Genomic DNA, 11,167 nt, shown 5'->3' on the forward strand with positions numbered 1-11,167 from the left:
TGTAGATGGCACGTTTAGCTGGAGTTGACTTACCTCGTGACAAACGAGTTGTAATCGCGTTGACTTACATTTTCGGTATCGGCACTACAACTGCTCAGAAAATCATTGCTTCCACAGGTATCGATGCGAGTACTCGCGTTCGTGACTTGACTGAAGATGAAGTGAGCAAAATCCGTGATGTAATTGACAAAACCCTTAAAGTAGAAGGCGATCTTCGCCGTGAAATTTCCCTAAACATCAAACGTCTAATCGAAATCGGATCCTACCGTGGTCTTCGTCACCGCCGTGGTCTTCCTGTTCGTGGTCAACGTACTAAAACAAATGCTCGTACACGTAAAGGTCCTCGTCGTACAGTAGCTAATAAGAAGAAATAATAAAGGGGGTTAGAGCTAATGGCAAAACCTAAAAAAGTCGTCCGTACGAAACGTCGTGACCGGAAAAATATTGAGAGCGGTGTAGCACACATCCGTTCAACATTTAACAACACGATCGTAACGATCACGGATCCGCATGGTAACGCAATTTCTTGGGCAAGTTCAGGAAACCTTGGATTCAAAGGTTCCCGTAAAAGCACTCCTTTCGCAGCACAAATGGCAGCTGAAAAAGCGGCTAAAGCAGCAATGGAGCACGGCTTGAAAACTGTTGAAGTTATGGTTAAAGGTCCAGGCGCTGGCCGCGAAGCAGCAATCCGCTCTTTGCAAGCAGCAGGTCTTGAAGTAAACCTGATTAAAGACGTGACGCCGGTTCCTCATAATGGCTGCCGTCCTCCAAAACGTCGTCGCGTATAATTCAGGATCACTTTGTAGTATAATTATTCCAAAATCGTGAATAATGGTTTGAAGGATAGGCATACTATGAAATTTTCAACGAAGTATCCAGAGGGAACCGACGTATTGAATGGAGGGTACATTTCATGATCGAAATTGAAAAGCCAAAAATAGAAACTGTAGCATTAAGTGAAGATGGCGCTTATGGTAGATTTATCATTGAACCGTTGGAGCGTGGCTACGGTACAACCTTAGGAAACTCACTACGTCGTATCTTACTGTCCTCCTTACCGGKGGCAGCAGTAACCTCTGTCCAAATCGATGGCGTTTTGCACGAATTTTCAACGATTCCTGGCGTGCTTGAGGATGTTACGGAAATTATCCTCAATCTGAAAGGTTTGTCGTTGAAGATTCACTCCGATGAGGAGAAAGTGCTGGAAATTGATGCAGAAGGAGAAGGTAACATTACAGCGGCTGATATCCGCGGTGATAGTGATGTTGAAATCCTTAACCCGGATTTACACATCGCTACCTTGTCTCCAGATGCACGTCTTCATATGAGGATTCATGCGGGCAGAGGGCGCGGTTACGTCCAATCAGACAAAAATAAGCATGAAGAGCAACCAATTGGTGTAATCCCAATTGATTCGATCTACACGCCTATTACTCGGGTAAACTACGCTATTGAGAATACTCGCGTCGGCCAAGTGACTAACTATGATAAGTTGACCCTCGAAGTGTGGACCGATGGAAGTATTCGTCCAGAAGAAGCAGTTAGCTTGGGCGCTAAAATCTTAACTGAACATTTGCTCTTGTTCGTTGGTTTGACGGATGAAGCAAAAGACGCTGAGATCATGGTTGAAAAAGAAGAAGATAAGAAAGAAAAAGTTCTTGAGATGACGATCGAAGAACTAGACCTTTCCGTTCGCTCTTACAACTGTCTCAAACGTGCAKGGATTAATACCGTACAAGAGCTGATTACCAAAACAGAAGAAGACATGATGAAAGTTCGGAACTTAGGTCGCAAATCCCTTGAAGAAGTTCAAGAGAAGCTCGAAGAGCTGGGTCTAGGTCTACGTACCGAGGAATAATCTTGTCAGAAGGAGGTTAACTCAATGAACTACAGAAAATTGAACCGCGATTCCAGTAATCGTAAAGCATTATTTCGTGATCTGGTAACGGATCTGTTCATACATGAGCGTATTCAAACAACAGAAGCAAAAGCTAAAGAAATTCGTTCAATCGCTGAGAAGTTAATTACTCTTGCGAAACGCGGAGATCTTCACGCACGTCGTCAGGTTGCTGCTTTTGTTCGTAGAGAAGCTGCTAACGAAAATCAAGATGCGATTCAAAAACTATTCGCTGAATTGGCACCACGTTATTCCGAGCGTCCAGGTGGATACACGCGTATCCTTAAACTGGGACCACGCCGCGGTGACGCAGCACCAATGGTTTACCTAGAGCTAGTAGATCGCGCATAGAAGACGGATGGGAAAGGGTGGACGGAATCACTAGATTCTGGTGAAGCCCTTTTTTTGCAGTCTTGGACGCATTCTAGTGTAATGAGCTGCTTAAGCAACTCAGGCTAGGTAGAAAGGATGACTCATGGAGGAACAAGCCTTGAGAAATCTACGTTTTACCATAAGCTATGATGGTACATCTTATTCTGGCTTCCAGATACAGCCTAGATCTGATACGGTGCAATATCGTTTAGAGCAGGCAGTGTTCTTACTGACAGGTGAGACAGTGAAAGTCATATCATCAGGGCGTACAGATGCCGGGGTTCATGCGAAAGCGCAAGTTATTAATTTTACAACGAGTTCTAAGATTCCAGTAGAACGTTGGTGTTTAGCTCTAAATGCTAGACTACCCAGGGACATCGTCGCACATACCGCAGAAGAAGTTCTCCMTACTTTTCACTCTCGCAAAGCCGCGAAACGTAAAACCTATTGTTATACGATTCGTTCGGCGCGCTTCCCTGATGTCTTTCACCGCAACTTCGAGTATCATCACCCCACGCATTTAAATGTGGAAGCCATGAGAGAGGCGCTCCCTTGTTTGCTAGGTGAGCATGATTTTACTTCGTTTTGCACAGTGAGAACGGATAAGGAAATCAAAGTGAGAACCTTATATGAGGTACGTATGGAGACGGAATCAGATGAAGTGTTGGCGACAGGTAAAGTAGAACGTATCCGGTTAATCATAACGGGGAATGGTTTTCTTTATAACATGGTGAGGATCATCGTAGGGACGTTAATACAGATCGGTGAGGGTAAGAGACCATCTAGCGATATGCAACGTGTTCTCGAGGCCAGAGATCGCTCTCAAGCGGGTCCTACAGCTGAAGCCATGGGATTAACCTTGTGGAAAGTCGACTATTAAAAAGTTGTCATCACTACTTGATTATTAAGAAGTTATCGTGTAAAATATAACTTGGCGTTTCGTGATCGGCTACCCCACAGCCCCTGATCACAAATGACCATAACTATCCATCGCTTATGAATAAATGACAACTATAACTTATGTATTTCAGATATATTTTTAGGAGGATTAAGCATGCGCACCACATATATGGCTAAGCCAAATGAAGTAGAGCGTAAATGGTACATTGTTGACGCTGCAGGCCAAACACTTGGCCGTCTTGCAAGTGAAGTTGCTAGCATTATCCGCGGTAAGCACAAACCGGAGTTCACTCCACACGTAGATACTGGTGATTTCGTTGTTGTTATCAATGCTTCCCAAATTAAGCTTACTGGTAAAAAAATGCAAAACAAAATGTACTACCGTCACTCTTTGTACCAAGGTGGTTTGAAAGTGACTTCCGCTCAAGACTTGCTTAACAGCAAGCCTGATCGTATGATCGAATTCGCAGTTCATGGTATGCTTCCTAAGAACCGTCTAGGCGACAGCTTGAAAACTAAGCTTAAAGTCTACGGTGGAGCAGAGCATCCGCACCAAGCACAACTACCAGAAGTCTGGAATCTTCGCGGTTAATATAAGGAGGAACGTTTCGTGGCACAAGTTCAATATTATGGAACGGGTCGTCGTAAACATTCGGTAGCGCGTGTTCGCTTAATACCGGGTGAAGGACGCATCATCATCAATAAACGTGATCTAGATGAGTATTTCGGTCTAGAAACATTGAAGCTAATCGTTAAACAACCACTTGCTCTAACTGAAACTATCGGTCAATACGATGTTCTAGTTCTTGCAAATGGCGGCGGAATCAGCGGACAAGCTGGCGCAATTCGTCACGGTATTTCCCGTGCATTGTTGAAAGCTGATCCGGAATACCGTGGATCCTTGAAAAAAGCTGGATTCCTAACACGTGATTCCCGTATGAAAGAGCGTAAAAAATACGGATTGAAAGCAGCACGTCGTGCTCCTCAATTCTCCAAACGTTAAGATATTGTGCCTTTGGCACGCAAGAAGAACCTTTTCGGCTTATGGCTGGAAAGGTTCTTTTTTATGTTCATCATGATCCAACTTTAGCCCAATTGAATAAGTTAATACCAAAATGATAAAAAGTAATTGACACTCTGCAGAAGTCAGATATAATTAAATTATAAATCATAMAATATCAGTCGGGATTGTCGACTATTGGAGGAATCGGAAGATGAATCTATTTGAAAAAGAAGCATTTGTAACGAAAGCTGCGGAAGAATTCGAAAATCAATCGCCTGAAGCCATATTGAAATTAGCTGTAGATACATTTCAAAGATTGACGCTTGCTTGTAGTTTTGGCGCAGAAGATGTGGTGTTGGTCGACATGCTGCAAAAGATTAACCCGAACGTGGATATCTTCTACTTAGATACAAATGTGCACTTTGATGAGACTTATGAAACCAAAGATCGTCTTGAAAAACACTACGGTACGAAATTCGTTCAAGTCTTGCCTAAATTAACACTGGATGAGCAAGCGGAGAAATTCGGGGATGAGCTTTGGAAAAGCGACGCGAACCAATGCTGCAACATACGTAAAGTTGATCCACTTACAGATATCCTTAGAAACTATGATGCTTGGATCACAGGTATTCGCCGCGATCAAGCACCTACTCGAGCAAATGCTAAAAAAGTGGAATATGACGTGAAGTTTGGTCTTATCAAATTCAACCCACTCGCTGGTTGGACTTCAGAAGACGTATGGCAGTATATTCGCGACAATGATGTGATATATAACCCACTTCATGATCGTAACTATCCTAGTATCGGTTGCACACACTGCACGCGGCAAGTCGCTGAAGGTGAAGATCCGCGCGCTGGACGTTGGGCAAGTATTGAGAAAACGGAATGCGGTCTCCATAAGTAAGTTGATCTCGGCTCTGAATATGTATACAAGGCATCGTGAAGCGATTCTACATGCAATGCACGTAGGAACTAATAGTTGTTCGAATTTCATCGTTTGACGCGATTACGCGGACGTAGATGGAAGGTTGACAGTTGAAGAGACCATGAATATCGAGTAGAAGTCTGGTATATTTGTCCACCCTGTCCCATATAGATGTTACAGAGTCTATAGGGGAACAGAGGTGGATTTTTTATGCGTAAAAGGAAGAAGAGGTTGGTGGTATGGCTGACCTTTCACAGTAGTCTGAAGCTATTGCTTTCGGCCATGCTGGTTGCCTTGGTTGTCTTTATTTATGCGTACGAGCTCCCTACAACGAAGACCTGGTCGGATTGGACGCTCCCTTTATCGGGGAAGACAATAGCGCTAGACGCCGGTCATGGGGGACCAGATGGTGGGGCTGAGAGCAAGGATGGTATCATTGAGAAAGATATCAATCTAGCTATAACCTTGTGGCTACGCGACTACTTGCAACAAGCCGGTGCGATCGTGGTTTTAACAAGAGAAACGGATACTGATCTAGCGGAATCGGGCACCAAAGGCTATAGCAAACGGAAGACGCAGGATCTCCACAACCGGGCGGACCTGATTCAGAACAATAATGCCGATATGTTTTTGAGTATCCATTTGAACAGTATTCCATCTGATAAATGGAGAGGCGCACAAACGTTCTATTATTTGAATAATCCTGACAATCCCAACCTAGCGGCACTCATTCAGTCCGAACTTAGACGTAATCTAGAAAATACAGATCGTGTGGCGAAGATGGCTGATAAGACTGTGTATCTGTTGAAAACTTTAAAGATTCCAAGCGCACTCGTTGAGGTAGGTTTTCTTTCAAATCCAGAAGAGGCTAAGTTATTAGCGGATGAGAACTATCAGAAGATGTTGGCAGCTTCGGTATATCAAGGGATTTTGAGATATTATGCAGGTGAAAAAGTGGGTTCTGCCTCATAATGTGTTATAATAAAAGCCGCGAATACAATGTCCCAATAAAGGTGTGATGTGGCTATGGTACATAAAGATCAAATTCTAGAAGCGTTGAATAAGCTAATAGACCCCCAGTTTAATAAAAGTGTAGTGGAATTAAATTTGATTCGTGATGTAATGGTGAAGGAAGATGCGGTATCATTAAGCTTGCTCGTAGTAACCGAGGATGAAGGATATAAGGAGCAAGCCAAAGCATTCATTCAACAATCTTTAGCAAATATAGGAGTATCCCAAGTTCATATCCGGTTTAGGTTGATGACGGACCATGAGCGGAGTCGTTTGGAAGGAACTTCACAACAGTCGAATACTACTCCTCAGACCCCTGTACAACCTCCAATTCAGCAGCCGATTCTTGGACAATCCTCTACAGTTGAGTTTATCGCCGTTGCGAGTGGCAAAGGTGGCGTTGGTAAATCAACAGTAACAGTTAATCTGGCAGTCGCGCTGGCTCGTAAAGGGAAAAAGGTTGGGATCATTGATGCGGATATTTATGGATTTAGTATTCCGGATATGATGGGGATTGAAGAACAGCCGCAGTTAGTAGAAAACGTGATCATTCCCGTTGAGAAATTTGGGGTAAAAGTGATATCGATGGGGTTCTTTGTCCAAGACAATGCACCTGTTGTATGGCGTGGGCCGATGTTAGGCAAAATGCTACGCAACTTCTTCAACGAAGTAAATTGGGGAGATGTGGAGTACATCCTCTTAGACCTTCCTCCGGGTACTGGCGATGTCGCACTAGATGTGCATCAGCTCATACCGCAAAGTAAAGAGATCATTGTTACGACGCCACATGCTACAGCAGCATTTGTAGCTGCTAGGGCTGGTGCGATGGCCATTCAAACGAACCATGAAATTTTGGGTATCGTTGAGAACATGTCTTACTATGAAAGTAGGGATGGCAGCATTGATCATATTTTTGGTAAAGGTGGAGGTGCTAAACTTGCTGAAGATCTTCACAGTGAGCTATTAGCGCAAATTCCGTTAGGAGCGCCTGATAATCATATATCTGAAAAGGATTACTCGCCTTCCGTATATAAAGCGGAATCCAAAGCGGGGCAAATCTATTTGGAAATAGCGGATCGGTTGATTGCGAAGCTAGATAAATAGTGAAAAAAAGGAAGAGGAAGCAGAGGGAATCTGCCAACTCTTCCTTTTTTTTAAGAATTAGAACCTCCATCTTTCTTCTCATCACCTTGTTTTTGGGAGTCTCCCGAAGAATCATCCTTTTGTTTTTCATCCCCGCTATCTTGCTTTTTATCTCCTTCTTTGGATTTATCATCACTTTTTTCCGTACTCTTTGCGGATGGCATTTGATCAGGCTTGCTTTGCTGGACGATAGCAGACTTAAGCAATTCAACCATTTGCGCTCTGAAAAGAGGGCTTTGGATGGATTCCTCCATGACAGTCATCATTTGTTGGCGGTATGGTGCTGTTTTCATAACATCAAGAACCATCTTCTCATAATCTGGGTTTTTCATAACATCAATCAGTGATTTTTGGTAGGTAGGGTCCTTGAGCAATTCCTTGAACATCTGTTTGGTTTCTTTTTGGATCGCTGTGGCAAAGTCACCTGCGAACTTAGGATCCTTCATCATATCGGTCAAAAACATATTATTTTCCTTAGCGGTCAGTACATCCTTGACAGCCATTTGAAGCTGAAGGGACTCATTAGCGGATAGTAGTTTAATTTGTGATTGGCCAGCAACACTGTTAGCACCTACATCTCCATTCATGATACTTCGATTTGCAGCACTTATTGCTTTTTTACCATCATCTGATTTCAGAATATCGAGGATCATTGTCTTTTGTTCTTTGTACGTATTGGCTTGTGACTGGCCTTGTGAAGAGTTATCTGTACCACAAGAGGCGAGAAGAAAAGCCAATGATATAGCCGGTAGGACCTGAAGCTTTCTAAGTCTTGTCTTTAACATAACTACATGCTCCCTTCCCTTAACTTTAATGGTCTTAGTATGTGTGGTTAGGGGCAGAATATAAGGGAACATTATTGGCTTTTTATCGCAAAGATTGGTACAATTAACAATTAGAGTTGATGTGTGGAGGTAATTAAAAGTGACTTTGCGTAAATGGTTTCACTTATTTTGGACAACATTAGTATTAGGGATTGTAGTGTCTACTGGGGTTGGACTTATCCTTCAATTTTCAGACAAAGAATTTTCTGTAATGGGCTTATCGGCGGTCGGATTTAATTTGATTAATATGATTCTCGGTGGAGCTACGATAAGTGTATTGAGTCAAATGGGCTTCTTCGCATATTTAATCGTTAGGTTCATCGCTGTTGGTATTATACGATCCAAAACAGTATGGGACTTGTTACAGCTTGCCGTTGTTATTGTTGTTTTATTCGACCTTGTCTACTTGAGGAAAACGAATTTCAATAGTTCTGAATCGCTGCTTGGATATTTCATCTTGCCTGTTTGCGTATTAGTGATTTCTTTAGCAGTAAGCTATTGGAAGGTGAAAATGACGAATCGGAATGCATTCATTCCTACTTTATTTTTCATGACGGCAGTTACTGTACTTGAGGCAGTACCAGCATTGAAATTGGACAATTCAGCATCAAGTCTATTTATGTTGGCACCATTGTTCGTCTGTAATGCATGGCAAATTCTTACCCTACATAAAATATTGGATAACAAAAAGAGCTAATTTGATTAGCTCTTTTTTCAAATCTTTTCATAAATACTAATGGATTTGTTTCATGGCTTGATCCTCGACAGGGGTTGTTTCCACCTGGGTTTGCTTAATGAGCTCACTTACACTTACGAACTGATATCCCTTTTCTCTTAGTTGTTGAATGATAGCGGGCAAAGCCTCATGTGTTTGTTGGGATGAGTCGCTCGCGTGGAGAAGAACGATATCGCCAGGATGTGCCTTGCTCACTACACGGTTTACAAGGGTGTCGACGCCTTTATTCAGCCAATCTTGTGAGTCTGTATCCCATTGGATGACGGAATAGCCAAGATCATCAGCAATGCGTAACACACGCTTGTCAAAGTCGCCGTTTGGTAGACGAATGAGATTAGGCTCCTTGCCAATTAATTCTGTTAAAATGCCATGTGCAGTAGAAATCTCATTTCGGATTTCCTCATCGCTAAGGTCGCTGTAGTTGTCAAATTTGTTTCCGTGACTGCCAATCTCAAATCCATAACTTTTGATATGTGAGACAATGTCGGGATGGCTCTTACTCCAGGGCGAAGATAAGAAGAAAGTCGCATCCTTAACACCATTGTCCTTTAGGATTTTCAAGATTGGTTCAGCTCGAGTATCCCCCCATGAAATATCAAAGGTAAGGGCGATGACCTTCTTTTCGGTCTGCACGCTGTAGATAGCCGAAGGCTCGGAGTTCATAAAGACAGATACATTACTTTGTTCGGAATATACAATGGCCGCGGAGAAGATGATGGCAAGAGCAATAAATAAATATTGTTTAAATTTGCGTGCGTTGATTACAAAAAAGTAGTTCATAAACAGCTTGTACCTCCTTTATGTCAAGCCATAGATAGCTTGTATAACCTTTAGTAAATAATGTATGCTCGTACACATGGCACTTATGCTTCCGAAATTGGAGGAATTACAAAATGAATTTTCCGGCATTGTTTAGACATTTTAAAGAAATGAAGCATTACTTTATTGTGGTTGTTCTCGTTTTTGGATTTAGTTTGTATATGGGGTGGGCTAATTCCGAGCAATTTACGCATTTCTTGGAAAAGCAATTAGAGGGACTCCAGCCTATGATTAAATCAATAAGTACTAAAGAAAACCCGCAGGTGTGGCTGTTCATTTTTATCTTTTTAAATAACGCGATTAAGTCGGTGCTTATCGTTTTCTGTGGGATTTTCCTAGGTGTATTACCGCTCTTTATGTTAAYTGCTAATGGAATGATTCTAGGTTATGTACTATCTTTGCAGACACATGAAAGTACATTATCGATCGTTCTTAAAGGGATATTGCCGCATGGTATCATTGAGATCCCTGTTATTTTGCTCGCGTGCGCATATGGATTGAAGATAGGGATGTTGGTTTGGAAAATGGGTGCACAGCTACTTGTGCCAGCTGAGAAAAGAAGTGCTCGAATTGAATTGATTAGAGTATTTCAGTTGACCAAACCACTAAGTATGGGAATCGTTGTCCTCCTTTTGATTGCTGCTATAATTGAAAGCACACTTACCTACTGGTTGGTGCATTTGTAAAATATTTTCAGTATCTCGTCATAAAATTGGCAAAATCTGAGCATAACAATAAGGCGGAAAAGAAGAGGGGCATAATTGGCTCAACTCTCCACGTCTAGCAAAATGTTAGTGCCATGAATCTCTACAGTCGAGAGGGGTTTGGATGGATGTATGCTCGGATTTTTGTTCAATGAGAGAGAATGCAGAGAATTAGATTATGTACTCCGTAAAGAATTAGATGAAATGCTTTTCGATCTCAATGATAAGAGAATTGATCAAGAGATAAAGGGAGCTATAGAATCCAGATACAAGGTCATCTTCAGGATGTATGCTCGCTTAGCGACACCAAAGGAAATATCAAAGTACGCAAGAAACCGTAATTACCAAGCTCAGAAAAAATAGGGGGTAAGTGCTTGACTTACCCTCTCCACCTGTGTTATTTTATAACTCGTCACTTCGAAACAAAGCGAGTGAGTCCAATTGTAAAAGATGTTCAAATAAACTTTCAAAATAAAGACTTGCAATCTTGGGTGGGACTGTGATATATTTAAAAAGTCGCCGCTAAACGGATGGCGATGTAAAGTGAAAGAAATTGATCTTTGAAAACTGAACAACGAGTGAGTAAGCACAGTCGAGTAATCGACTATAAAAGAGATTGCAAAATCTCGCTAGCTTCAAATGAGCAATTAAGCTTTCAGATATACGGACAAGCAATTGTCCAAACTATTATGGAGAGTTTGATCCTGGCTCAGGACGAACGCTGGCGGCGTGCCTAATACATGCAAGTCGAGCGGGTTTATCCTTCGGGATAAGCTAGCGGCGGACGGGTGAGTAACACGTAGGTAACCTGCCTTTAAGACTGGGATAACTAT

15 protein-coding genes and 1 rRNA gene are annotated in these 11,167 nt (G+C 42.2%); 14 read left to right on the top strand and 2 right to left on the bottom strand.

The genetic code is table 11. The annotated features are described in order from the left end of the window. Positions 1–5: 5 nt before the first annotated feature. The 10 genes from rpsM to AC1DLM_RS23750 all read left to right on the top strand — a co-directional run bounded on the left by rpsM (position 6) and on the right by AC1DLM_RS23750 (position 7,212). Entirely contained in the window at positions 6–374 is a 369-nt protein-coding gene (gene rpsM, locus AC1DLM_RS23705; RefSeq protein WP_028557471.1) for a 30S ribosomal protein S13, read from the top strand. A gap of 18 nt (positions 375–392) precedes the next feature. Then, entirely contained in the window at positions 393–788 is a 396-nt protein-coding gene (rpsK, locus tag AC1DLM_RS23710; RefSeq protein WP_028557470.1) for a 30S ribosomal protein S11, read from the top strand. A 125-nt stretch (positions 789–913) separates the two neighbouring features. Then, positions 914–1,858, top strand: coding sequence for a DNA-directed RNA polymerase subunit alpha (locus tag AC1DLM_RS23715; protein WP_477571355.1), 945 nt, complete (start codon positions 914–916; stop codon positions 1,856–1,858). A 24-nt stretch (positions 1,859–1,882) separates the two neighbouring features. After that, a complete protein-coding gene (gene rplQ, locus AC1DLM_RS23720) occupies positions 1,883–2,248 on the top strand; it encodes a 50S ribosomal protein L17 (RefSeq protein WP_441991591.1) in 366 nt (121 codons plus the stop codon). A 139-nt stretch (positions 2,249–2,387) separates the two neighbouring features. Beyond that, the gene (gene truA / locus AC1DLM_RS23725; protein WP_477571356.1) at positions 2,388–3,149 is read left to right on the top strand and encodes a tRNA pseudouridine(38-40) synthase TruA; all 762 of its coding nucleotides are present in this window, start codon (positions 2,388–2,390) and stop codon (positions 3,147–3,149) included. A 174-nt stretch (positions 3,150–3,323) separates the two neighbouring features. After that, complete coding sequence (gene rplM / locus AC1DLM_RS23730; RefSeq protein WP_029196440.1) at positions 3,324–3,761, top strand: 50S ribosomal protein L13; 438 nt, start codon at positions 3,324–3,326, stop codon at positions 3,759–3,761. Between the two features lie 18 nt (positions 3,762–3,779). Next, entirely contained in the window at positions 3,780–4,172 is a 393-nt protein-coding gene (gene rpsI / locus AC1DLM_RS23735; RefSeq protein WP_028557465.1) for a 30S ribosomal protein S9, read from the top strand. Between the two features lie 211 nt (positions 4,173–4,383). After that, positions 4,384–5,076 (top strand): phosphoadenylyl-sulfate reductase, encoded by a 693-nt coding sequence (locus tag AC1DLM_RS23740; RefSeq protein WP_056618250.1) that lies wholly within the window; start codon positions 4,384–4,386, stop codon positions 5,074–5,076. A 231-nt stretch (positions 5,077–5,307) separates the two neighbouring features. Then, a complete protein-coding gene (cwlD, locus tag AC1DLM_RS23745; RefSeq protein ID WP_441991589.1) occupies positions 5,308–6,069 on the top strand; it encodes an N-acetylmuramoyl-L-alanine amidase CwlD in 762 nt (253 codons plus the stop codon). A 54-nt stretch (positions 6,070–6,123) separates the two neighbouring features. Then, positions 6,124–7,212: an Mrp/NBP35 family ATP-binding protein gene (locus tag AC1DLM_RS23750; protein WP_477571357.1), complete on the top strand. Its 1,089-nt coding sequence runs from the start codon at positions 6,124–6,126 to the stop codon at positions 7,210–7,212. A 50-nt stretch (positions 7,213–7,262) separates the two neighbouring features. Here the strand turns inward: AC1DLM_RS23750 and gerD are convergent, their stop codons facing one another. Continuing rightward, positions 7,263–8,036: a spore germination lipoprotein GerD gene (gene gerD, locus AC1DLM_RS23755; protein ID WP_441991587.1), complete on the bottom strand. Its 774-nt coding sequence runs from the start codon at positions 8,034–8,036 to the stop codon at positions 7,263–7,265. 139 nt (positions 8,037–8,175) lie between these two features. Between gerD and AC1DLM_RS23760 the strand changes: the two genes are divergently transcribed. Continuing rightward, positions 8,176–8,772 (top strand): KinB-signaling pathway activation protein, encoded by a 597-nt coding sequence (locus AC1DLM_RS23760; RefSeq protein ID WP_171632743.1) that lies wholly within the window; start codon positions 8,176–8,178, stop codon positions 8,770–8,772. 36 nt (positions 8,773–8,808) lie between these two features. Here the strand turns inward: AC1DLM_RS23760 and pdaB are convergent, their stop codons facing one another. After that, positions 8,809–9,591 carry a polysaccharide deacetylase family sporulation protein PdaB gene (pdaB, locus tag AC1DLM_RS23765; RefSeq protein WP_171632744.1) on the bottom strand — a complete coding sequence of 261 codons (783 nt, stop codon included), beginning with the start codon at positions 9,589–9,591 and terminating at the stop codon, positions 8,809–8,811. Positions 9,592–9,704: 113 nt separating this feature from the next. Here pdaB and AC1DLM_RS23770 point away from each other — a divergent pair, with 113 nt between their 5' ends. The 3 genes from AC1DLM_RS23770 to AC1DLM_RS23780 form a co-directional block, all read left to right on the top strand. Further along, the gene (locus tag AC1DLM_RS23770) at positions 9,705–10,316 is read left to right on the top strand and encodes a stage II sporulation protein M (RefSeq protein ID WP_477571358.1); all 612 of its coding nucleotides are present in this window, start codon (positions 9,705–9,707) and stop codon (positions 10,314–10,316) included. Positions 10,317–10,466: 150 nt separating this feature from the next. Next, entirely contained in the window at positions 10,467–10,697 is a 231-nt protein-coding gene (locus tag AC1DLM_RS23775) for a hypothetical protein (protein WP_056618222.1), read from the top strand. A gap of 323 nt (positions 10,698–11,020) precedes the next feature. After that, positions 11,021–11,167: ribosomal RNA gene (locus AC1DLM_RS23780) — 16S ribosomal RNA — on the top strand; the annotation flags it as partial.

The sequence above is a fragment of the Paenibacillus sp. 01T442 genome, from assembly GCF_056398345.1.